This window comes from Roseivivax sp. CAU 1761 (assembly GCF_054482755.1).
On record NZ_JBTLRM010000002.1, the window covers coordinates 204,063 to 226,402 of the forward strand.

The 22,340-nt window shown below is 68.9% G+C and carries 24 protein-coding genes; 16 read left to right on the forward strand and 8 right to left on the reverse strand.

The window, feature by feature from the left end:
* Positions 1–50: 50 nt before the first annotated feature.
* Positions 51–410 carry a hypothetical protein gene (locus ACXYMW_RS02710; RefSeq protein ID WP_459033749.1) on the forward strand — a complete coding sequence of 120 codons (360 nt, stop codon included), beginning with the start codon at positions 51–53 and terminating at the stop codon, positions 408–410.
* 200 nt (positions 411–610) lie between these two features.
* Here the strand turns inward: ACXYMW_RS02710 and ACXYMW_RS02715 are convergent, their stop codons facing one another.
* Positions 611–1,420, reverse strand: coding sequence for a DUF2182 domain-containing protein (locus ACXYMW_RS02715; protein ID WP_459033750.1), 810 nt, complete (start codon positions 1,418–1,420; stop codon positions 611–613).
* 13 nt (positions 1,421–1,433) lie between these two features.
* Positions 1,434–2,072 (reverse strand): DUF1326 domain-containing protein, encoded by a 639-nt coding sequence (locus ACXYMW_RS02720; protein WP_459033751.1) that lies wholly within the window; start codon positions 2,070–2,072, stop codon positions 1,434–1,436.
* 808 nt (positions 2,073–2,880) lie between these two features.
* On the opposite strand from ACXYMW_RS02720, the gene ACXYMW_RS02725 reads away from it, so the two are divergent.
* Positions 2,881–3,420 carry a hypothetical protein gene (locus ACXYMW_RS02725; protein ID WP_459033752.1) on the forward strand — a complete coding sequence of 180 codons (540 nt, stop codon included), beginning with the start codon at positions 2,881–2,883 and terminating at the stop codon, positions 3,418–3,420.
* Between the two features lie 299 nt (positions 3,421–3,719).
* Here ACXYMW_RS02725 and ACXYMW_RS02730 read toward each other — a convergent pair whose 3' ends face one another.
* The 3 genes from ACXYMW_RS02730 to ACXYMW_RS02740 all read right to left on the reverse strand — a co-directional run bounded on the left by ACXYMW_RS02730 (position 3,720) and on the right by ACXYMW_RS02740 (position 5,862).
* A complete protein-coding gene (locus tag ACXYMW_RS02730; RefSeq protein ID WP_459033753.1) occupies positions 3,720–4,316 on the reverse strand; it encodes a cupin domain-containing protein in 597 nt (198 codons plus the stop codon).
* A gap of 10 nt (positions 4,317–4,326) precedes the next feature.
* Positions 4,327–4,905: a cupin domain-containing protein gene (locus ACXYMW_RS02735; RefSeq protein ID WP_459033754.1), complete on the reverse strand. Its 579-nt coding sequence runs from the start codon at positions 4,903–4,905 to the stop codon at positions 4,327–4,329.
* A gap of 90 nt (positions 4,906–4,995) precedes the next feature.
* A complete protein-coding gene (locus ACXYMW_RS02740) occupies positions 4,996–5,862 on the reverse strand; it encodes an NAD(P)-dependent oxidoreductase (protein WP_459033755.1) in 867 nt (288 codons plus the stop codon).
* Positions 5,863–6,105: 243 nt separating this feature from the next.
* Here ACXYMW_RS02740 and ACXYMW_RS02745 point away from each other — a divergent pair, with 243 nt between their 5' ends.
* Genes ACXYMW_RS02745 through ACXYMW_RS02760 form a run of 4 tightly spaced genes read left to right on the forward strand, consistent with a single transcriptional unit; the run spans position 6,106 to position 9,360 of the window.
* A complete protein-coding gene (locus tag ACXYMW_RS02745) occupies positions 6,106–7,095 on the forward strand; it encodes a substrate-binding domain-containing protein (protein WP_459033756.1) in 990 nt (329 codons plus the stop codon).
* Positions 7,095–7,832 carry a class II aldolase/adducin family protein gene (locus ACXYMW_RS02750; RefSeq protein ID WP_459033757.1) on the forward strand — a complete coding sequence of 246 codons (738 nt, stop codon included), beginning with the start codon at positions 7,095–7,097 and terminating at the stop codon, positions 7,830–7,832. The genes ACXYMW_RS02745 and ACXYMW_RS02750 overlap by 1 nt, the downstream gene beginning before the upstream one ends.
* Positions 7,826–8,521, forward strand: a complete 696-nt coding sequence (locus tag ACXYMW_RS02755) for a class II aldolase/adducin family protein (protein ID WP_459033758.1) — start codon at positions 7,826–7,828, stop codon at positions 8,519–8,521. Before ACXYMW_RS02750 ends, ACXYMW_RS02755 begins: the two co-directional genes overlap by 7 nt.
* The gene (locus ACXYMW_RS02760) at positions 8,518–9,360 is read left to right on the forward strand and encodes a shikimate dehydrogenase (RefSeq protein WP_459033759.1); all 843 of its coding nucleotides are present in this window, start codon (positions 8,518–8,520) and stop codon (positions 9,358–9,360) included. Before ACXYMW_RS02755 ends, ACXYMW_RS02760 begins: the two co-directional genes overlap by 4 nt.
* Positions 9,361–9,417: 57 nt before the next feature.
* On the opposite strand, the gene ACXYMW_RS02765 is transcribed toward ACXYMW_RS02760, so the two are convergent.
* Entirely contained in the window at positions 9,418–10,002 is a 585-nt protein-coding gene (locus ACXYMW_RS02765; protein ID WP_459033760.1) for a DUF4186 domain-containing protein, read from the reverse strand.
* Positions 10,003–10,038: 36 nt separating this feature from the next.
* Here ACXYMW_RS02765 and ilvD point away from each other — a divergent pair, with 36 nt between their 5' ends.
* The 8 genes from ilvD to ACXYMW_RS02805 all read left to right on the forward strand — a co-directional run bounded on the left by ilvD (position 10,039) and on the right by ACXYMW_RS02805 (position 18,884).
* Positions 10,039–11,751, forward strand: coding sequence for a dihydroxy-acid dehydratase (gene ilvD / locus ACXYMW_RS02770; RefSeq protein WP_459033761.1), 1,713 nt, complete (start codon positions 10,039–10,041; stop codon positions 11,749–11,751).
* Between the two features lie 3 nt (positions 11,752–11,754).
* The gene (locus tag ACXYMW_RS02775; protein WP_459033762.1) at positions 11,755–13,071 is read left to right on the forward strand and encodes an FAD-dependent oxidoreductase; all 1,317 of its coding nucleotides are present in this window, start codon (positions 11,755–11,757) and stop codon (positions 13,069–13,071) included.
* 14 nt (positions 13,072–13,085) lie between these two features.
* Entirely contained in the window at positions 13,086–13,967 is an 882-nt protein-coding gene (locus ACXYMW_RS02780) for a TauD/TfdA dioxygenase family protein (protein WP_459033763.1), read from the forward strand.
* Positions 13,968–14,063: 96 nt separating this feature from the next.
* Positions 14,064–15,344 carry an aconitase X gene (locus ACXYMW_RS02785; RefSeq protein ID WP_459033764.1) on the forward strand — a complete coding sequence of 427 codons (1,281 nt, stop codon included), beginning with the start codon at positions 14,064–14,066 and terminating at the stop codon, positions 15,342–15,344.
* A complete protein-coding gene (locus tag ACXYMW_RS02790; protein WP_459033765.1) occupies positions 15,344–15,781 on the forward strand; it encodes an aconitase X swivel domain-containing protein in 438 nt (145 codons plus the stop codon). Before ACXYMW_RS02785 ends, ACXYMW_RS02790 begins: the two co-directional genes overlap by 1 nt.
* Positions 15,782–15,831: 50 nt before the next feature.
* A complete protein-coding gene (gene dctP / locus ACXYMW_RS02795; protein ID WP_459033766.1) occupies positions 15,832–16,953 on the forward strand; it encodes a TRAP transporter substrate-binding protein DctP in 1,122 nt (373 codons plus the stop codon).
* Positions 16,954–17,016: 63 nt separating this feature from the next.
* A complete protein-coding gene (locus tag ACXYMW_RS02800; RefSeq protein WP_459033767.1) occupies positions 17,017–17,568 on the forward strand; it encodes a TRAP transporter small permease in 552 nt (183 codons plus the stop codon).
* On the forward strand, positions 17,565–18,884 hold the full coding sequence (locus tag ACXYMW_RS02805; RefSeq protein ID WP_459033768.1) for a TRAP transporter large permease: 1,320 nt from the start codon (positions 17,565–17,567) through the stop codon (positions 18,882–18,884). The genes ACXYMW_RS02800 and ACXYMW_RS02805 overlap by 4 nt, the downstream gene beginning before the upstream one ends.
* Before the next feature lie 22 nt (positions 18,885–18,906).
* On the opposite strand, the gene ACXYMW_RS02810 is transcribed toward ACXYMW_RS02805, so the two are convergent.
* Together ACXYMW_RS02810 and ACXYMW_RS02815 are read right to left on the reverse strand one after the other, a co-directional pair.
* On the reverse strand, positions 18,907–19,800 hold the full coding sequence (locus ACXYMW_RS02810) for a LysR family transcriptional regulator (RefSeq protein WP_459033769.1): 894 nt from the start codon (positions 19,798–19,800) through the stop codon (positions 18,907–18,909).
* Between the two features lie 166 nt (positions 19,801–19,966).
* Positions 19,967–20,683: an FCD domain-containing protein gene (locus ACXYMW_RS02815; protein ID WP_459033770.1), complete on the reverse strand. Its 717-nt coding sequence runs from the start codon at positions 20,681–20,683 to the stop codon at positions 19,967–19,969.
* 128 nt (positions 20,684–20,811) lie between these two features.
* Here ACXYMW_RS02815 and ACXYMW_RS02820 point away from each other — a divergent pair, with 128 nt between their 5' ends.
* Both ACXYMW_RS02820 and ACXYMW_RS02825 read left to right on the forward strand, forming a co-directional pair.
* Positions 20,812–21,768 carry a TRAP transporter substrate-binding protein gene (locus ACXYMW_RS02820; RefSeq protein ID WP_459033771.1) on the forward strand — a complete coding sequence of 319 codons (957 nt, stop codon included), beginning with the start codon at positions 20,812–20,814 and terminating at the stop codon, positions 21,766–21,768.
* 90 nt (positions 21,769–21,858) lie between these two features.
* The gene (locus ACXYMW_RS02825; RefSeq protein ID WP_459033772.1) at positions 21,859–22,338 is read left to right on the forward strand and encodes a TRAP transporter small permease; all 480 of its coding nucleotides are present in this window, start codon (positions 21,859–21,861) and stop codon (positions 22,336–22,338) included.
* The last annotated feature ends 2 nt before the right edge of the window (positions 22,339–22,340 follow it).

Sequence of the window (22,340 nt, forward strand, 5' to 3'; positions counted from 1 at the left end):
TACCGTGCCGGGGGAATGATACCGAACCCGTGCCCGAAAGGAAACGACACATGAAACGCATGACACCGACCCCGGCCGCCATCGCCCTCGTCCTTGCCACGACCGGCGCCGCTTCGGCGGACCAGTTCGCGATCCGGACAGACGAGCCCGTGACCGGCGCCTCCCAGGGCCTGCTTGCGACGTTGGATGTCCGCGAGATCGACGCCGTGGAGATCAACGGCGCCCATTTCATCGTGCTCGAAGCGAAGAACGAGGGCTATGTCGAAGCCTACATCTTCGGGCATGGCATCGATGCCAAGGCGCTTTACCGGCTCGAGGCCGACTGGACCGGTGCCGGCCTGTCCTCGCTGCCCGTGGACGCGCGGGGCGCCTTCTTCGAGGAAACGATCTGCGAGTTCTGCACGAGCTGAGGCACGCGCCGCGGAGCCCATGTCGACGGTCGCTGTCTCTTCCGAGCACAGATGCGCTTTAAGATGAGCAGAATGCCGCAAGGGATGTGGGCGCCGTCCGGCATTCAAGCGGGAGCGGCTGTTCGGACAGCCGCTCTTGCCCCAATGTATTCTTCAATGGCGGCAAACGGACCCGAAATGGGAGACGACATCGGCCGGCGCTACAGCGCCGAAATTGCGACCCAGCTGCCCCAGAGGATGAGTGCCGCACCGGCGAGCTTGCCGATCGGACCGCCATAGGGCGTCAGCTTCTCGAAGGCGACAAAGGCGGCAATCCCCACGATCCAATAGAGGTTCATGATCCCGCCGACAAACAGTAGCGCCATCAGGAACCAGCAGCAGCCGAGGCAATACATCCCGTGTTCGGCGCCCATCCTGAATGCCCCCCGGTGCCCCGGTCGCCGCCTTTTCGTGAGGAACCTGGCGGGCGATTGGCAATGGCTGAGACAGGCCCGCTTGAGTGGCGTGAACTGGAAGAGGCCCGCCGCGATCAGAACCAACCCGCCAGGCACGGTGCCGATCAGGGTCATCATGGTCGCCGAGACGATACCGACGGCCTCAAGGCCATATTGCAGGCCCGTCGCGGCCAGGCTGAAGACGCCCCAGATCAACAGGTAGCCTGCGAGAAACGCGGCCGACATCGTCGGAACGTCGGCCGCGTGTCCGCTGCGGCGCATCAATCCGGCATGCAGCAGCACGGTGGGCGCCACGCTGGGCAGCATCATCGCGACCATCATCACCCACCACATGAGCAGGACGAGGACGGCATAGCCCAATGTCCAGTCGCCGGGGATTTGCGGACCCGGCATGTCGCGCATGCCGCGCATGGCCGTCATCTCCAGCGCGCTCATCCTCATGCCCACGCCGTGGACCGTGTAGAGACCCGCCAATACGATGAGCATGCCGATCATGGCGATCAGCAGGCTGCGGTCGCGTCGCAGCAGGCGTTCCGTCAAACCATGATCCGCCATCGGCTTGCTTCGCTCAGGCGGCGTCGAGCACGCCTTTGTTGGACAGGTGGATTTCGACGATATGCACGTGCGAATCCCGATTGTTCTTCAATTCGATGGCCCCGCTAGTCGTCGTCGTGCCCTTTGCCATTTCGGCAATTCGGAACTCGAAGCCGTGCGGCAGGTTGATCCGCGCCCTGTGTTCGGCCCCGGTCACTGGGTTGGTGATCGGAACGGCCGTGGTTTCGAAGACACCGGGAACCCGGGCGCTGCCCTTTCTCGCTTCCATGTCGATTTCAAGCTCGATGGGCTTGACCAGCTTTTCCAGCTTCGTTGGTGACATCATCGAGAACACCCACCACATGGTCGCCATGTCCTCGGTGTCGTCTCCGTTCATGATCTTGAAGAGCGCGTCCCGCTGTTCGGCCGTGCAGCCCTCGTCCACGATATACTGCATCGTGCCATTGCCCTCGTGAATGGCGCCGGGCCAATGCGCGACCAGTGCCGACTTCGTGCCACTCAGGTCGACATCGCCGTAATGCCCGCTGTCGAAAGCAAATGCGGCAACCGCTTCGCAGTTGCCGCGTGTCGGAAGTGCCATGAATTGACAAGGGCAACCTGTCGCGCAATTGCAATTCGCCAGTTCGTGGCCATGGAGTTCCCAAGGTGTCATAATTCATCCCCTGAAATGCAATTTTTAATGGAAACATAATAGCACAATTCACGTCTGACGTCAGCTAGATGCGCAGTCCCGCCGCACAGGGACGCCGCACGACCGGTCGGTACGCACTCGGAGCCGTTCCGCGGCAGCGCGGCGGTGGAGCGCCGGCGCTCGGCTTCATCACCGGTCGTTCGCGACCTCGCCTGCACGGGCGCGGTCACGCGGGGGCGAGGCTTGGGCCGGAGGGGCGGATAGAGGAGATCTCTTGCCGACAGCAAGCGCCCGATCACCAGGCCGACGCGGCGCTGGAGCCGTGGCAGGCTCGCCGGCCAGAAACGCCCACTCCCGCCAAAGCCGGTCGGGGCGATCCGCGCGGGCAACCTCCGCGATCTCGCGCCGTTCACCCTTGCCATCGACAGCAAGCGGCGCGGCTGTGACCGCGTCAGGCGCAGGGTCGCCGGCCGCGTTCTCGGCGCCTGCATGCGCGACCGCGTCGCCGCCTTCCAGAGCAAGACGCTGCGCCCCGTGCAGGTCGAAGTCACGGAAAACACCCGTGCTTCGATCTCGACCTCGTTTTGCGGCCGGAGATGATCGGCAGCGCCGTCCCGTTCCCGAACCGGTGTCACGACGGACCGCGCGCCGACGCGGGCTTCGAGCGCGAAACGGACGGGCCGGGCCGGGTGGAGCGCGCGCTGGCCTCGCCGCAGCGCGGACTTTTCTTAATAAATGCGTCCGACAGGCGTATGATGCCCGGACTACCGCCATCGGGCGGTTGGCGTCCGGATGGCGATAGCGTGTCCCAGAAGAGGAAAGCGCTGCCATGGAAAACCTGACAATTGCTGTGAGCGCCGGACTAGGCATCCTGCTGGCTAGCTCGGCCATGAGCCAGACCGCCGATGTCACCGTCGACGGCTTGATGGACCGACTCGATGGCGTTGCGCCGGCGGCCGTGCTCGAAAACTCCACGCTGCTGAACATCACCGGGGAGGGTGAGATCGAGGTGCTCCGGGAAGGCACCAACGGATGGACATGCATGTACCCCGGAACCGATCCGATGTGCGCGGACGAAGCGTCGATGACTTTCCTGCAGGCCTGGATGGCCAAAGAGGATCCTCCGGACACCCTGGGCTTCGTCTACATGCTGTTGGGCGACGAGGGGGCGAGCAACACGGACCCCTATGCGGAAGGAGAGACAGCCGACAACCAGTGGGTGGTTGCGGGCCCGCACGTGATGATCGTCGGCTCGGCTGCCGGGCCGCTGTTCGATGCCTATCCGACCGAGGTTCCGGAAGGCGGAGGTCAGCCGTGGGTCATGTGGCCGGGAACGCCCTATGCCCATCTGATGATCCCGACGGAATAAACCCCGCAGGCCGCCCGCTCCTCCGAGGCCGGATACCTGCCAGCGGATCGAGCTGCGGCACGTCGTGCGCCCGGTGAGCGGCGTTCGGAACCCGCGGTTGCCGGAGCCACCGCCAGACCCGTGGCAGGGCGCTCGGTGCAGCACAGGGCCGTGCCCGGCCATCCTGCGTGGCGGGCGCCCTTCGGCCGACGGGCGGCTTCGTCCCGCACGGCCCACCAACCCGATCTGCGGACGCCCCAAAACGCAAAGGGCGCGGACCGCCCCGCGGTCCGCGCTCTGATCGCTTCCGTTCCGGCGGCTCACTCGTCGGCGGGCGGCACCCAGACATCCTCGAACCCCTCGGCGGGCTCCAGCTGGTCGAACCAGTCGAGCCCGATCGCCTTCATCACCCGGCTGTTGCAGACGATGACGCGGGCCTCGATTTGGGACGTGTTGAACCGCTTGTGCGCCACGTAGGGCGGCACGTAGATGAAATCGCCCGGGCCCCAATCGTAGCGCTTGGGGGTGGTGTCCCAGCTCCATTCGAAGGCTTCCTTGCACTCGAAATGGACGTCGAAATGCTCGTCATAGCCCGAGCCCTCGATGACGAAGGCGATCTCTTCGGACAGATGCCGCGAGGTGCCGGTGGCCTTCCCGGCGGCGATGAACTGCATGTAGATGTCGATGCAGCATTCCTTGGTGTCCATCGCCTCGTTGATGACGTGCTTGATCAGCCCGTCGGCCGAGCGCTCCATCGGCATCTGGTCGTGCTTCACCACGTTCAGCCGCTCGGGATATTCCTTGCGGAACGCCTGGCTGGCCTTCAGCGCGTCGTTGTAGAAGCTGACCTCGGGGCCCTGCGACTTGGCCCGCTGGCGTTCGATGGCGTCGGCGAAGGTGGTCGGATCCATGCTCATCTCGCTCTCCTCACAGGCTGGACGGCGGGGTGTAGTCCTCGTGCCCCGGCACCGGCTCCTCGGGCGGGAAATGCACCATCTTCTGGAAGATCATGTGCATGAAGAGAAACAGCGGCTTGGCCTTCAGGACCAGCACGTAGACCTCTTCGTCGGTGTCGTTCAGGTGCTGGTGGACGCAGGCATTCTCCACGATCAGCGCGTCGCCGGCCTCCCAGTCGAGCCGCCGGCCGTCATGGATGTCGTAGCCCTTGCCCTTCAGCACGAAGAACACCGCGGAGTTCATGTGGCCGTGGGTCTGGCCGTAGCCGTGCGGGGCGTAGACATCGACATGCGCCTCGATCGACTGGGCGATGCGGTTGGCCTGCGGGTTGATGACCTTCTTGCCGAAGTTCTGCGGCCCGCCCTTCCACTTCATCTCCGAGGTCCGGTAGACCCGCGGCTGCTGGTAAAGCTCTTCCTTGAGCTGGCCGTAGGTGCCCTCGAGCGCGCGGACGAAGGTGCGCTTCTTGGTCCAGCGCTCCCAGACGACCTTTTCGCGCTTCTCGCTGTTGTGCCCGACGCCGGCGTCGGTCTCGGAGGTCTCTGACATCCGGTGTCCTCCCCTGTGACTTCGGGGCGAGCGTAGCGAGAGGGCGCCATTCCCGTCAATGGCACAACGTTTCGTATGGCAGAACGGCGCTCAGCCCTGCCTGGTGACCTCCGACAGCGGCCGGGCGGTGATCGGCAGGCCGAGATATTCCGCCTTGTCCTCGTGCAGCAGCTCGCGCACCCGGTCGGGGCCGAGGCGCTTCACCAGCTGGTCGACGGCGCCGAAAAGCGGCAGCGACAGCCCGGCCTGCTGGCTCAGCTCCAGCGCCACGTCCAGGTCCTTCTCGTGCCAGGTGAAGCGGGTGGTGTCCCAGCGTTCCAGCGTGGTGTTGCGGGCTGGGCATTTCAGCAGCGTCTCGCGCATCGCCTGGGCGTCGAGGCCGCAGGACCGGGCCAGCGCCAGCACCTCGTAATTGGCCACGCAGGCGGCCCAGTGCATCATGTTGTTGCAGGTCTTGCCGAGCTGCCCGGCGCCCAGCGGGCCAAGATGCTCGACGCTGCGGGAATAGGCCTCGAGCACGGGGCGGAGGGTGGCGATGTCGGCCTCCGCGCCGCCGCAGAGCGAGACCAGATCGCCGTCCTGCGCGCCCTTCAGCCCGTAGCAGACCGGCGCGTCGATGAGGCCCGTGCCGCGTTCGGCGCAGGCCGCGCCGAGATCGATCATGGTGCGCGGATGGGTGGTGGCGGCCACCGCAATGACGCAGCCCGGCTGCGGCCCGGCGGCCAGGAGCGCCTCGACCACGCTGCGGCATTGCGCGTCGGTCGCCACCACCACGAGGATGGCCTCGGCCCGGGCGGCGATCTCGTCCAGCCCCGCGGCGGTGCCGAGCCCCGCCTCCCGCGCCGCCTCCAGCCGGGCCGCGTCGGTGTCGAGGCCGGTGACCGCATGGCCGGCCCGTTTCACATGCCCGGCCATCGCCAGACCCATCGCGCCGAGACCGACGATTCCCACCTGCATGCCGTTCCTCCCCTGTCGCCGCCGGGGCGCCGCGCCCGGCTGGCGCACAGGGTGCGGCGGTGCGTTGGGAAGGCAATCCGGGAAGGCGGGCCGTTCTGCCTAAAGGAACGCCGGTCCACTTTTGTTTGAATGCCCCCGGCCGGCCCGCCTAGCCTCGGGCCAACGGGCGCGTTTGCCGGGGGCCGGCGCCGGCCGCCCGCGCCGCCGCGCGCCAAACCTCAAGCGACGGATCCCTCACGCGCCATGACCCAGCTGCCGCTCACCATCGCGACGACCGATTACGACCATTTCCGCGACATCCGCACCGGCATGGTGCGCCCCGAGGGGATCGACCTCAACTGGCTGCTGCTCGGGCACCACGAATGCTTCGCCCGGATGACCGCGAACCGCGAATTCGACCTGTCGGAGATGTCCTTCGCCAAGTTCTCCACCCAGGTCACACGGCCGGACAGCGACCTGATCGGCCTGCCGGTGATCTGCTCGCGGCTGTTCCGCTTCTCGTCCTTCTACGTCAACCGCAAGGCCGGCATCACACGGCCCGAGGACCTGATCGGCAAGTCGGTGGGCTCGCCCGAATGGGCGCATTCCGCCGCCGTCTGGATCCGCGGCTGGATGCAGAACGACCTCGGCATGGACCTGACGAAGATCAACTGGGTGCAGGCCGGCGCCAACGCGCCCGGCCGCGAGGAGAAGGTCGAGCTGAACCTGCCCGACGGCATCGAGATCGCCCGCGTGAAGGACAAGTCGCTGTCCGAGATGCTGGCCTCGGGAGAGCTCGATTGCGCCATCATCGCGCGGCCGCCGACCTGCTTTCTCGAGGATCACCCGGATGTCGAGCGGCTCTATCCCGACTTCGTCGGCATGGAGGAGGATTACTACGCCGAGACCGGCATCTGGCCGATCATGCACATCGTGGCGATGAAGAAATCGGTCCACGACGCGCACCCTTGGGTCGCGCGCAACCTCTTCAACGCCTTTCTCGAGTCGAAGGACCGCAGCGTCGCGCGTCTTCTCGACCCGGCGGTGTCGCGCTACCCGCTGGCCTGGCTGCCGACCTACGGGCGCAAGATGCAGGGCATCTTCGGCCGCGACCCGTTCCCGTTCGGCGTGGAGCCCAACCGCAAGACCTGGGAGATGATGGGCCTCTACACGCACCAGCAGGGCATCGCGCACCGGCAATTCACGCCCGAGGAGATCTTCCCCGACAGCGTGAACACCAAGGTGATCATCTGATGCCCGCCTCCGCCGGACCGCTGTCGCCCGCGCTCGCCGCCGACCTCGCCGCCGCCAGCCGCATCCTCGCCGCGCGCGGCGTGGTCGACGCCTTCGGCCATGTCTCGATCCGCCATCCCGAAGCCCCCGACCGCTTCGTGATGTCGCGCGCCATGGCGCCCGCGCTGGTGGAGCCCGCCGATCTGATGGAGTTCGACCTCGACAGCACGGCCTGCGACGGCGACGACCGCAAGGGCTTCCTCGAACGCTTCATCCACGGCGAGATCTACCGCGCGCGGTCTGACGTGGGCGCGGTGGTGCACAGCCATTCGCCCTCGGTCATTCCCTTCGGGCTGACCGATGTGCCGATGCGCGCGACCTTTCACAACGCCGCCTTCCTCGCCAAGGGGGTGCCGGTCTTCGACATCTCCGAGCGCTTCGGCGCCACCGACATGCTGGTCTGTGACTGCACCAAGGGCGTGGCGCTGGCCGAGGTGCTGGGCGCGGCCGACGTGGCGCTGATGCGCGCGCATGGCTCCGTCGCCTGCGGGCCGAGCCTGCAGGTCGCGGTGTTCCGCGCGGTCTATACCGAGGTCAGCGCCCGGGTGCAGCACTGGGCCCAAGCGCTGGCGGGGGGCGGCGATCTGGCCACGCTCTCGGCCGAGGAGGGGGCGCTCGCCGACGAGCCCAACAAGGGCGCCGGCATGCGGGCCTGGGATCTGTGGCGGCAAGAGGTGCGGGAGGCGACCGGATGGTGACGGCAGGCGACAGGGACATCGACGCGGAAAAGGCGCGGCTGGCGCTCTGCCTAAGGATGCTGGAGGCGCAGGGCATCATCGACTTCAACGGTCATGCCAGCATCCGCGTGGGCGAGTACATGCTGATCAACGTCGGCAGTGCGCAGCGCTCGCGGCTCACCGCCGCCGACATCTGCCTCGTGGATTTCGACGGTCAGCTGATCGAGGGCGCGGGCAAGCCGCCGCTGGAATTCCACCTGCATGCCGGGCTCTACCGCGCGCGACCGGACGTGGCCGCCATCGTGCACGCGCATCCGCAATGGTCGACCTACCTGACGATGACCGGGCATCCCTATCTGCCGGTCTTCGCGCAGGGCACGCTGGTGCATCCGCTGGGGGTGCTCGACACGCCGGACTCGATCAATTCGCCCGAGATGGCGGCGCGGCTGGCCGAGGTGCTGGGCGAGGGGCCGGCGGCGCTGATGAAGTCGCACGGCGCGGCCTGCGTCGGCGCCGACATCGTCGAGGCCTTCACGCTGATCACCTATCTGGAAGAGAACGCCAAGCGGCAGGTCCAGGCGCTGCAGATCGGCACGCCCTACGTCTTCTCGGACGAGGAATGCGCCGCCGCCCGGACCAAGCTGCGCAATCCCGGGCTCTTCCAGCGCACCTGGGACCATTTCGCCGCCAAGCTGGAGGACGGACAATGAGCGAGACCCTCCACTTGGCCGGCGTGATGGGCTTTCCGGTCATGCATTCGCGCTCGCCGCTGATGCACGGGCACTGGATGGCGGAACTGGGCCTGCGCGGCGCCTACGTGCCGCTGGAGGTCCGGCCCGGCACGCTGGAGGCGGCGTTGCGCGGCCTGCACCCGCTGCGCTTTTCCGGGGTCAACCTGACCATCCCGCACAAGCAGGAGGCGTTGCGCGTCGTCGACGAGATCGACCCGGTGGCCGAGAAGATCGGCGCGATCTCCTGCGTCGCGGTGCGCGAGGATGGCAGTCTCTTCGGCACCAACAACGACTGGCGCGGCTTTCTCGGCAACCTGCGCCAGAACGCGCCGGACTGGCGGGCGGAGGCCGGTCCGGCCACGGTGATCGGCGCCGGGGGCGGGGCGCGCGCGGTCTGCCACGCGCTGATCGAGGCCGGGGTGCCGGAGATCCGGCTGGTCAACCGCACCCGCGCCCGGGCCGAGGCGGTGGCCGCCGATCTCGGCGGGCCGATCCGGGTGGAGGATTGGGCGGCGCGCGAGGCGGCGCTCGAGGGCGTGGCGCTGGCGGTCAACACGACGAGCCTCGGCATGGTGGGCCAGCCGCCGCTCGACCTGACCGGCGCGGCGCTACCGCAGGAGGCCATCGCCGCCGACATCGTCTATGCGCCGCTCGAGACGCCCTTCCTGGCCGCGCTGAAGGCCCGCGGGCACCATGTCGTGGGCGGGCTCGGGATGCTCCTGCACCAGGGGCCGCCGGCCTGGGAGCTGTGGTTCGGGCTGCGCCCCGAGGTCACCCCGGCGCTGGTCGACAAGATGGTCGCCGACCTCAGCCGCTAGATCGGCGCGGGCCACCGGCCCGGGCGCCCTCGACACCCCCGCCGGCGCGCCGGCCGGTCAGGGCTGCGGCTGCCGGGCGATCCATTCCATGATCACCGCGACGATGCGGGCCTGCTCGGCGGCGTCGAGCTCGCGCCCGGCGGGCAGGCGGTGCCAGCGCGCCAGGCAGCCGCGGCAACAGGTTGCGGTGGCGTGCTGCGCCACGAAGACCGGGTGGCCGCGCATCGGCGTCTGACGGCCGTCGTTCTTCGGCGCCGCCGGGGCGAGCCGGGCGGCCACGAACTCTGCCGCATGCCCTTCGATCGCCGCCGCGCCGCAGCGCGCGAGGTAGGCGGCCTCGCGCGCGCCGAGCCGGAAGCGGGCGCGGAAGCGCGATCCCGACAGGCGGCGGAACAGGGGGTCGAGGGCGGGATCGGGCAGGGTGCGGACCGGTCTTTGGCGGACGGCCGGTGCGGCGCGCCGGGGTGAGATCGAACCCCCGGAGACTGCACCGCGCCGCGCCCTACGGCAAGCCCGCGCCCGCCGGTCCCGGGCGCCGCGCTGTTTCTTTCTCGAATCGCGAATGTTGAACGCGGAAATCGGTGCATTGTTTGCCGAAACGAATAAGGCGAGGCTTGCCCGCAAGACAGGCGTGCCGGCCATCCCGCCGGTGCCGCCCAGGGTCCGCGAGGAGGCACCATGGCGCAAGAGCCGCGCAAGCTCAGGTCGAATTTCGAGCCCGGCACGTCCCGCTGGGCCGTGCGCCGGGCGCAGTGGCGGGCGCTCGGGCTGACCGACGAGGACATGGAGAAGCCGAAGATCGCGGTGGTCAACACCTCGTCCGAGATGGCGATCTGCTTCTCGCATCTCGACGGCATCGCCGCCCGCGCCAAGGAGGCGATCCGCGCCGCCGGCGGCGTGCCCTTCGAGATCCGGACCTCGGCACCCTCGGACTTCATCATCTCGGCCGGCCGCCGCGCCACCTACATCCTGCCGACCCGCGACCTGATCGCCAACGATATCGAAGTGCAGGTCGAGGGCGCGCAGCTCGACGGCATGCTGCTTCTGACCTCCTGCGACAAGACCGTGCCGGGCCAGCTCATGGCGGCGGCACGGCTCGACATCCCGGCGCTGATGGTGATCTGCGGCTACCAATCCTCGGGCCATCTCGACGGCGAGCATGTCGACATCGAGGAGGTCTTCCTGCATGCCGGCTACCACGCCCAGGGCCGCACCAGCTTCGAGAAGCTGAAGGGCATGACCGAGGTGGCGATCGGCTCGCCCGGCGTCTGCTCCGGCATGGGCACCGCCAATTCCATGCATTCGGTGACCGAGGCGCTCGGCATGTGCCTGCCCGGCGCGGCGCCGGTGGCGGCCAATTCGCCGGCCATGTGGCGCCATGTCGAGGCCAGCGGCCAGCGCATCGTCGAGATGGTCGAAGAGAACCTGACGCCGCGCCGGATCCTCACCCCGGGCGCCTTCCGCAACGCCGTGCGCGTCGATCTCGCCCAGGCCGGGTCGATCAATTGCATCAAGCACCTGCAGGCCATCGCGGTCGAGGCCGGGGCGGAGATCGACATCTACGAGACCTTCGATGCCGAAAGCGACCGGGTGCCGGTGCTGACCGCGGTGCGCCCGATCGGCCCGCTCTCCATCGAGCAGTTCGAGGCCGCCGGCGGCACCCGAGGCATCCTGAAGCGGCTGGAGCCGCTGCTCGACACCGACCCGCTGACCGCCTCGGGCCGCAGCGTCGCCGACACCCTCGCCGGGGTCGCGGTCGCCGACGCGGACGCGGACGTCATCCGCCCGCTCGACGATCCCTGGGGCCGCGAGGCGGCCATCGTGCTGCTGACCGGCTCGCTGGCGCCCGCCAGCGGGGTGGTCAAGGTCGGGCTCCGGACCGCGGACCGCAAGCTGTCCTTCACCGGCCCGGCCCGGGTCTTCGACAGCTCGGCCGAGGCCGAGGCGGCGCTCAGCGCCGGCGGCATCCGCGCCGGCGACGTGGTGGTGTTGCGCGGCCAGGGCGTGCGCGGCGGGCCCGGCATGGGCGGCGCCTCGCGGCTGGTCTTCGCCATCGAGGGCGCCGGGCTCGGCCCCGAGGTCGCGGTGGTCACCGACGGCCAGCTCTCGGGGCTGGTCAACAAGGGGCTGGTGGTGGGCGAGGTGCAGCCCGAATGGGCCGAGGGCGGCCCCATCGCGCTGGTCGAGGACGGCGACGTGATCGAGATCGACGTCGCCGGAAAGCGGCTCGACCTCGTGGTCGCCGAGGACGAACTGGCGCGCCGCCGCGCCGGCTTCACGGCCCCCGGGCCGACCGCGGATTCGGGCTGGCTGTCGATCTACGAGCGCACCGTCACCCCGCTCAGAAACGGCGCGTCGCTGATCGCGCGCGCCACGGAACGCAAGGAATAAACGATGTCTCACGGTCGCCCGATCAACACCGGAACCCGCCTCGTCCGCCACAGCGGCGACGTGCTGCACCGCGAACTCGAGGTCGATCTCTGCGTCATCGGGGCGGGGATTTCCGGCACCACCACCGCGCTCGAGGCCGCACGGCTGGGCAAGACGGTGGCGATCGTCGACGGTCTGCCGGCGCTTGGCGGGCAGGCGGTCAATTCGCTGATCGGCACGTTCTGCGGGCTTTACCGCAACGGCACCCACGGCCATCGCCTGACCTTCGGCATCGCCGACGAGATGCTGGCCTATCTCGAGGCCGCGGATGCCTGCTACTACCGCCACGGGCCGATGACCACGGTGGTGCATTACAACGAGATCGCGCTCAGCCGCTGGGTCGAAACCTCGCTCGACGCCGCCGGGGTGATCCCGGTGACCGGCGCGGTGCTGCGCCATGCCGAGACCGAGGGCCGGCGGGTGCGCGCGGTCGGGCTGGTGACGCGCTACGGCGATGTCACGATCCGCGCCGAGAGCTTTGCCGATTGCTCGGGCGACGCGGCGCTGGCCTATCTCGCCGGGCTCGAATGCCGCGAGCCGGACGAGATGGTCTATGGCAGCCAGCAGGCGGTGATCGAGGGGCTGAACCTCGACGCTCCCCAGCCCACCCGCGAGGAGCTGGCCGGGCGGATCGCCGAGAAGGCCGAGGAATACGGGCTGGTGCGCCGCAACGGGCTGGTCTTCTACACCCCTGGCAAGGAGGTGGCGGTGCTCAACATGACCCATGTGGAGACGCCGCTCGACCCGATCGAGGCGAGCCGCACCGGCCTCATCGGCAAGGACCAGGTGGATCGCGGCGTACAGCTCCTGAAGGACGAGTTCCCGGCGATCTTCGGCAACATCTCGGTGCGCTCCTACGGCTTCCCGGGGATCCGGCAGACCCGCTGGATCAAGGCCAACCACCACATCACCACCGACGAGGTGATCGGCCAGGTGCGCTACGAGGACGCCATCGCGCGCACCGCCTGGCCGATCGAGCTGCACAACGCCCCCGAGGGCTTCGTCTGGGAGACCTTCGACGAGGATCACGTCCATTACGTGCCGTTCTCGGCGATGATCTCGCCCGAGGCCGACAACCTCGTGGCGGTCGGCCGCTGCATCGACGGCGACCCGGCGGCCTTGTCCTCGGTGCGGGTGATGGGACCCTGCATGGCCCAGGGCATGGCCGCGGCCAACGCGCTCGACCTCGCCGGCAGCGGGTCGGTCCATCAACTCGACATCGCGGCGCTGCAGGCCCGGGTGTCGGACAACCTGACCCGCAGCGACGGGGTCGCACCGTGACGGAGGAGACGGACATGTTGAAGACGCGCCGCATCGACGGGCCTTTCGGCGTCGAGATCACCGGGGGGCTGGACGTTCTGGTGCCGCTCTCGGCGGAGCAGATCGCCGAGGTCGACCGACTGATGGACGAGCACGCGGTGGTGCTGATCCGCGACCAGCCGATGAGCAGCGACCAGCAGCTGGCCTTCACCCGGCAGTTCGGGCCGCTCGACATCGGCTTCAAGAAGGTGGTGGCCAAGGATGCCCGGGTGGCCGATCTGGAGGTCGGCGACATCAGCAATCTCGGCGCCGACGGCCAGCCCGCCAAGCGCACCGACAAGCGCATCCTCAACAACATCGCCAACCAGATGTGGCACTCGGATTCGTCCTTCCAGAAGCCCGCGGCGAAGTATTCCATGCTGCATTCGGTGAAGAACCCGTCCTGGGGCGGCGACACCGAGTTCGCCGACCTGCGCGCCGCCTATGACGCGCTCGACGAGCGCACCAAGGAGATGCTGGAGGGCCGGCTGGCCGAGCATTACGCGCTGCATTCGCGCTTCCTGCTGGGTGATGACAGCTACACCGACGAGCAGAAGGCAGCGGTGGAGCCGGCCTGGTGGCCGATCGTGCGCACCAACCCGGCAACCGGCCGCAAGCACCTGTTCCTCGGTGTGCATGCCCGCGCGGTCAGCGACCTCACCGTGCCCGAGGGCCGGATGCTGTTGCTCGACCTGCTGGAACATGCGACGCGGCCGGAGTTTGTGCTGCGGCACCAATGGCGGTCCGGCGACACGCTGATCTGGGACAACCGCGCGACGCTGCATCGCGGCCGCGCCTTCGATCTCGACGAGCCCCGGGAGCTGCGCCGCACCACGACGCTCGACAACCGGGCGCCGGAACTGGCGATGGCCGGGTAGGCGCCCGGCTTTCGCGAAACGCGAGAGGTTATCGCTCTATTTCGGCCGTTCTGTCACGGAACGCGCGAGGGTAGGGTCGGATTGGGAGGAGACGGCATGAGGCTGACCGACACGGAACGCGCGATGCTCGACGGCGCCGAGGGGCCGGCCAAGGCGCGCGCCATTGACCTGCTCTTGCGCTACGGCGAGGCGCTCGGCGCCGAGCGGCTGGTCGAGGTCTCGAACGTCGCCGGCACCTGGTCCTCGACCACGCCCTTCGTGCAGGCCGATCTCGACCGGCCGGACGATTTCGACACCGTGTTCTCGCGCTTCAACCTCGACAGCGACGAGACCGTGGAAACGCCGCAGGCGGTGGTCTCCACCTGCCAGCTGATCCACGGTCTCGACACCCGCAACTACAAGCTTCAGGGCTTCTCCGACGCCCAGGCCGAGCTGCAGAAGAAGTCCGAGGCCTATTTCGGCAAGCGCGGCGTGCAGTGGCAATCGACCTGCACGCCCTACCAGGTCGGCAACGTGCCGGTGAAGCGCGAGCATTGCGCCTGGATGGAAAGCTCGGCGGTGGTCTACTGCAATTCCGTGCTTGGCGCGCGCACCAACACCGAGGGGCGCGAGAGCACCGGCGCCGCCTCGATCACCGGGCGCATTCCCTATTTCGGCTTCCACCGCCCCGAGAACCGCTTCGCCCGGCAGCGCGTCCGCATCGAGACCGAGGTCGACACGATGATGGATTGGGGCCTGATGGGCTATGCCCTGGGCGAGATGGTGATGGAGGAGGTGCCGGTGCTGGACGGGCTGACCTCCCAGCCGCGGCCGATGTATCTCAAGCATTTCGGCGCCGCGGGCGCGTCCTCGGGCGGGATCGAGATGTACCACATCCCGGGCGTGACGCCGGAGGCGCCGGATCTCGACACCGCGCTCGGCGGCCGCGCCCCGGAGGTCGAACTGAGCTACGGCGCGGCCGAGCGCCGGCGCGCCTTCGAGGCGATCAATTCCAACGCGTCGAGCCCCGACGTCGATTTCATCATGCTCGGCTGCCCGCACAATTCGGCCGAACAGATGTGGCGCATCGCCACCCTGCTCGACGGCCGCAAGATCAGCCCGAACACCCATCTCTGGGTCCACACGCCGCGCCAGATCCGCCATCTCTGCGACGAGAGCGGCTATACCGCGGTGATCGAGGCGGCGGGAGGACACGTGATGTCCGACAGCTGCCCGGCGATCAACCGCGCGGTGCCGCCGGGCACCGAGGTCATCGCCACCGACAGCTGCAAGCAGGCGCATTACCTGCCGGCGATCACCGGCAAGCAATGCTGGTTCGGCTCGCTCGAGCACTGCATCGACGCGGCGCTCACCGGGCGCTGGAGCGGGGGTCTGTGATGGCCGAGGCGGGCGAGAGCATCCTGCGGCTGACCGGCCGCTGCGTGGTCGGCGGCGTCGCCGAGGGCGAGGCCTTCGTGACCACCGAGACGATCTCCGGCTGGGGCGGCATCGACGCCCGCACCGGCACCATCACCGAGCGCCGGCACGAGAAGGTCGGCCAGTCCTTCGCCGGCAAGATCCTGATCTTCCAGGGTGCCAAGGGGTCGTCGGGCTGGTCGCATTACTTCCACATGACGCGCCGGCTGGGCAGCGCCCCTGCGGCGATGCTGTTCACCGTCACCACCGCCAAGGTCGCGCTCGGCGCGGTGGTCACGCGGGTGCCGTCGATGACCGATTTCGACCGCGACCCGACCGAGCTGATCCGCGACGGCGACATCGTGCGCGTCGATGCCGATGCCGGCACCGTCGAGGTGATCCGCAGAGCCGAGCCATAGCGCGCGCCGTTCCGCGGCGCGGCACATATCCAGAGGGAGGAAACTGGACCATGCAAGGCAAGACACTGAACTGCACCGTCGCGGCGCTGGCCGTCGGCCTCGCGGCGACGCCGCTGCAGGCCCGCGAGCTGATCTACGGCTCATGGCTGGGCGCCAGCAACGCCACCAACACCGAGGCGCTCGAGCCGTATTTCGAGATGGTCGCCGAAGCCACCGACGGTGCCATCGAATGGAAGATGGTCGGCGGCGCGCAGCTCGCCAACGGCCCGGCCACGCCCGAGGCGGTCGGCTCCAACATGATGGATGCCGGGCTCGTCATGGCGCCCTACCAGCCGCGCATGCTGCCGGCGACCAACCTGATCTTCAGCCAGTCGCTGCTCGGCACCGACTACCTCGCCTCGGTCGGCGCGATGAACGAGATGCTGATGCTCGGCTGCCCGCAATGCCGCGACGAGTACGAGCGCAACGACGCCGTCGGCTTCGCCGGCTACGGCAGCTCGCCCTACCTCTTCATGTGCCGCGGCGACGTGCAGTCGATCGACGACATGCAGGGGCTCAAGGTCCGCGCCTCCGGCGGCGGCGTCAACATGACCGAACTGGTCGGCGCGACGCCGGTCTCGATGCCGCCCTCCGAGGCCACCTCGGCGCTCGAGCGCGGCACCATCGACTGCGTTCTGGGCGCGGTCTCCTGGCTCACCAGCTACGGCTATATCGACGTCACCGACACCGTGGTGCAGGCGCCGATGGGCATGGGCGGCCCGCCGATCATGATGTACGTCAACCGCGACGTCTGGGAGGACATGAGCCCCGAAGAGCAGCAGGCACATATCGACCACGCGCCCGACCTCGTCACAATGACCACCTTCGACGCGCAGATCGCCGTCGACGAGGCCGCAGTGGCGGCCGCCAAGGAGCGCGGCATCGCCTTCGTGGAGGGCGGCGCGCCGTTCGACGCGGCGATGCAGGAACGCGACAAGATGCAGTACGGGCTCAACGCCGAGAACGCCCGCGAGGCCGGCGTCGAGAACCCCGAAGCGATCCTCGACGCCTACCTGGCGGCCTTCGAGAAGTGGAAGGGCATCATCGACAGCGAGGTCGGCAGCGACCGCGACAAGTTCCGCGACGCGCTCTGGTCCGAGGTCTATTCCAAGGTCGATCCGGGCGCGCTCTGAGCGCCCACGGGGCCGCGGCGCACGGACGCCGCGGCCCGCCAAACTGATCGGGGAGGGGAATACATGCACGTCGTCCGACGCGCGCTGGATGTCGCCACGACGGTGACCGCCTGGATCGGCGGCCTCGCGGCGACCGCGATGATGCTGCACGTCACCGCCGACGTGATCGGCCGGACCTTCTTCAACCGGCCGCTCACCGGCACGGTCGAGATCGTCTCGGCCTACAACATGGCGGCGCTGGCCTTCCTGCCGCTGGCGCTGATCGCCCGCGAGCGCGGCCACATCATCGTCGACCTGTTCACCCAGGGCATGAAATGGCGCTGGCGCACGCTGCTCGACGGCGCGGTGGGCATCGTCACCTTCGTCTATGTCGCGGTCTTCACCTGGAAGGCGATCGAGGTCGCCATCGACAAGACCCATATCCGCGAGGCCAAGGAGGCCGGCACCGGCTTCGTCGAGATCTGGCCGTCGCGCTGGCTGGTGGTGGCGGGCTTCGGCCTGATGGCCCTCTACGTGCTGGTCTTCGTCGCCCGCGACCTGCGCGCCGGCGTCACCGGCCGCCCCGACCCCAACTCGCCCGAAACCCATACCGACCCCGAGGGAGACGGCCTATGAGCCCCGAACTGCTGGGCTTCGGCAGCCTTGGCCTGGTGCTGCTGCTGATCGCCATCCGGATGCCCATCGGCGTGGCGCTGGGGGTGGTGGCCTTCCTCGGCTTCTGGATCCTGCGCAACGAACGCGTTGCCTTCGCGGTGATGCAGAACACGCCCTTCGAGGTGGCTGCCAATTGGGGCCTCTCCGCGATCCCGATGTTCATCCTGATGGGCGCCATCGCCCACAATACCGGCATATCCGAGGCCATGTTCCGGGCCGCGCGGCTCTGGCTGAGCGGCCTGCCCGGCGGGCTCGCGGTGGCCACCAACTTCGCCTCGGCGGGCTTCGCCGCGGCCTCGGGCTCCTCGGTCGCGACCTCGGCCACGATGGGCCGCCTGGCGATCCCGGAGATGCTCAAGGCGGGCTACGCGCCGAGCCTCGCCACCGGCGTCGTGGCCTCCTCGGGCACGCTCGGGGCGCTGATCCCGCCCTCGATCATGTTCGTCATCTACGGCGTCTTCGCCGAGGTCTCGATCACCAAGCTCTTGATCGCCGGGGTGATCCCGGGCCTGCTGACGGCGGCGGTCTACACCCTGATGATCATCGGCCGCAGTGTGCTGCAGCCCAACGTGGCGCCGCGGATCAGCGTCGACATGGCGCGCGACGCGCTGTGGCGCGAACGCTGGCGCTCGCTGGTGCCGGTCTGGCCGCTCCTGGTGCTGATCTTCGGCATGATCGGCGGGCTCTATGGCGGCATCGTCACGCCGACCGAGGCCGGCGCGGCCGGCGCCTTCCTCGCCTGCCTGATCGCCGCCAGCCAGCGGAGGCTCACCGCCAGCGTCTTCCGCGACTCGGTCTTCGAGGCGATCAAGACCACGGCGCAGCTCTTCTTCGTGGCCTACGGCGCGGTGATGTACACCAAGTTCCTGGCCCTCGTCGGGGTGCCGGCGATGATGGGTGACATGGTCGGCGACCTGGCGCTGTCGCCGGTGACCATGCTGCTGTCGATCTCGGTGATCTACCTGATCCTCGGCATGTTCCTCGACCCGCTGGGGGTCTTGCTGCTCACCCTGCCGATCGTGCAGCCGATGTTCGCCGCACTCGGGCTCGACCCGATCTGGCTCGGCGTGATCGTGGTCAAGTATATCGAGATCGGGCTGCTGACACCGCCGGTGGGCTTCAACGCCTACGTGGTCAAGAACGTGGTCGGCGACGCCATTCCGCTCGAGACGATTTTCCGCGGCATCGGCTGGTTCCTGGCCTGCGAGGTGGTGATCATGGCGCTGATCCTGACCTATCCCGAGATCTCGCTCTGGCTGCCCAACACGATGAACTGAGCCGGGCGCGGCATCCCCGCGCTCAGCGATCCCAGGGCGGCGTCTCGAATTCGCGTCTCAGGTGCTCCAAGAGCGCCGCGACTTCGGGGCGCCGCGCCTTGGTGCGCGGCACCATCGCCTTGAGCCACAAGGGCTGGATCGGGAAGCCCTGCATCACCGGCACCAGCCGGCCCGCCGCCAGCGAGTCCCGCGCCAGCGACTCGGGCACCACGCAGAGCCCCAGCCCCTCTTCCGCCGCCGCCATCACCAGCCGGCTGTCATTGACCGTGAAGGTGCTGCGCACCTCGACCGAGACCGGCCCGCCGGGGCCCTGGAAGGACCAGACCAGACCGGCCGGGATGAAGGCCAGGCAGTCATGTTCGACGATGTCGCCGGGCTTTTCCGGCGCCGGGTGGCGGGCAAGGTAGGACGGCGCCGCCACCAGCAGCCGGTGATAGGGGCAGAGCGGCGTCTCGTTGACGCTGGCATAGGATTGCGGCAGCGCGCCGAGCGCGATGTCGAGGCCTTCTTCCAACGGGTTGATCGAGCGGTCGATAAGCAGCAGCTCGGTCGTGACCTTGGGATGCGCGGCCTGGAAGCGGGCGATCGACTGGCCGACATAGAGCGTCCCGAGGGTGGTGGGCGATTTCACCCGGATCAGCCCGCTGAGCCCGTCGGGCGCCTGCTGCACGCCGCTCAGCGCCTCCTCGAGTTCGCCCAAGAGGTATTGCAGGCGCGGCCGCAGCCGTTCGGCCTCGGCGGTCAGGGCCAGGCTGCGGGTCGAGCGCACGAAGAGCCGCGAGCCAATCTCGTCCTCCAGCCGGCCGACCCGCTTGGTGACCACGGAGGGGGCCACGCCGAGCGCCCGGGCGGCGCCGGAGAAGCTGCCCGCCCGCGCGCTTTCGAGAAACGCCTTGATGTCCATCAGCATGGTCATGCCCGGACTAAAGCCTTGCGCGGCGGCGGCGGTCAATGCGCCCCGGCGCCCGGCCCGCCGGGGGCCGCGCCACGCCCCGGCGCATGCGGGGTGTTCGGGGTGGCGGGCCAGCCAACAGCGCGGCCGCGAAGTCCGTCGCCCCCCCGCGCCGGCGCGGCCGCGGCGGTCATTCGGGGGCGCTGCGGGCGTCCCAGTAGGCGTCAATGGATTCCTGCAGGTGGCGGCGCATGGCCTCTTCCGCGGCATCGGGGTCGCGGGCGGCGATGGCGCGGTAAATCTCCGCGTGGCGGGCATAGGCCCGCTTTGCGGCGCCGGGGCTGCGGATCGCCACGCGGCGGTGCTCCTCGAGCCATTTCTGCACCGCGCTGTGCAGCGAATCGAGGAAGACGTTGCCCGACACCCGCGCGATCTCGAGGTGGAAGGCGACGTTGGTCTCGACGAAGGCCTGGTTGTCGCCGATCGCTGCCTCGTTGCGGGCGAGGGCGGCGCCGATCCGGTCGAGCGCCTCGGGCGTGGCCTCGCGGGCGGCGTTGCGGGCGAGGAAGGCCTCGAAGAGCATCCGCGCCTCCTGCAGCTGGCGCAGCCGGTCGGGGCGCGACAGCACGTAGCGCGCGGGGCCCGCCAGCTCGTCGATCATGCGCTCGGCCGTGGGCTCCACGATGCGCGCGCGGCGGCCGTTTTCCAGCTCGATCAGGCCGTTCTGCTGCAGCACGAAGAGCGCCTCACGGATCGCCGTGCGGCTGACGCCGAAGGTCTCGCAGAGCTCGCGCTCGGCCGGCAGCACCTCGCCCGGCTTCAGATCGCCGGCGAGGATCGAGGCCTCGATGCGGTCCACCACCTCTTCGTAGAGCCGGCGCTTCTTGATCGGTTCGGTTTTGAGCAAGGCGGGTCCTCCTTGCCCCGAGGCTAACGAAAAGAACCGTCATTGTCTCTACCTGTCTTTTGGTATAATAGGTAGACAGCCCGACAGGGAGACGGGCCGACTTGAGGGAGGAACCTGATGACGAAGTCATGGAAACGACTGGCCGCCGGCACCGCGCTTGCGGCCCTGATGGGGGCGCGGCCCCGGCCGAGACGGTGCTGCAGCTGGCCTCGGTCGAGACGCCCGAGACGATCTGGGGGCAGGCGGCGCAGCGCTTTGCCGAGGGCGTGGCCGAGGCCTCGGACGGCGACATTCGGATCGAGCTGGCGCTCTCGGGCACCACCGGCACGGTGCGCGAGACGCTGGAGGCGCTGACCATCGGCACCAACGACGTGGTGATGACCGTGGTCGCCTCGCTCAACGCCTACGACCCGCTGGCGGCGATCGAGAGCTACCCCTACCTGTTGCGCGACGCGGCGCATTTCGACGCCGTCTATAACGGCCCCGTGGGCGAGGAGCTCTTCGACGAGATCGCCGGCCGCACCGGGTTCCGCCTCGTCGGCCCCGGCGCCCGGGGCGCGCGGCAGATGGCCTCGAAGAGCGAGATCGGGTCGGTAGAGGATCTGGCCGGGCTCAAGATCCGCGTTCCCAACATCGACGTCTTCCGCGTCACCTGGGAGACGCTGGGCGCGGCGCCGACGCCGATGTCGTCCTCGGAGGTCTATACCGGCCTGCAATCGGGCATCATCGACGCGGTGGAGAACCCGCTCTCGGCGCATCTGCGCTCGAAATACCACGAGGCGGCGGAGTACGTGATCGTCACCGACCACGTCTACGGCGCCTACAGCTTCGTCTTCGACGACGCCAAGTTCCAGTCCTTTTCCGAGGCCGAGCAGGCGCTGTTGCTGGAGCAGGGCCGGGCGGCGCTGCACTGGGGCACCGAGCAGGAACAGGCCGAGGCCGAAGCCCACCGGGCCGAGCTCGAGCGGCTGGGCGTGACCTTCGTCGAGCCCGATCTGGTGTCCTTCCGCGCCAGGCTGGAGCCGATGGCGGAGCAGTTCCCCGACCTCGCGCCGTGGGTCGAGAAGATCCAAGCCGTCGAGTGATGCAAGCGCCGGGGAGGGCCGCGGCGCGGCTCACCCCGCCGTTTTGCCGGGCCCGCGGGGCCCGGACCCCCGCCCTGAGAGAGGTGTGACATGCAAGGCATTGCCCGCGCGGGCCGGGTCCTGGCCGCCGCGGCCGGACTGCTCGCCAACCTTCTGATGCTGGCGATGATCTCGGCCATCGCGGTGCAGGTCGTCGCCCGCTTCGTGATCGGCGCGCCGACGGTCTGGGCCGAGGAGCTGGCGCGTTACCTGCTGGTGGCGCTGACCATGCTGGGCTCGGCGGTGCTGATCGAACGCAACGGCCATATCAGCATCGACATCTTCGTCGTCCTGCTTCCGCCCGGGCCGCGCCGCGCCGTCGACCTGCTGCGCGACACCGTCACGCTCACCGTCTGCGGGCTGCTGGTGCATTACGGCTGGCTGCTGGTCGGCATCGGCGGGCGCCAGACCTCCACCGGGCTCGGCGTGAAGATGTCGCTGCCCTATCTCGCGATCCCGGTGGGCGCGGCGCTGATGGCGGCGATCCTGCTGCTGACGCGGCTGGGCCGCGCCGCGCCGGCGGAGGCCTGAGG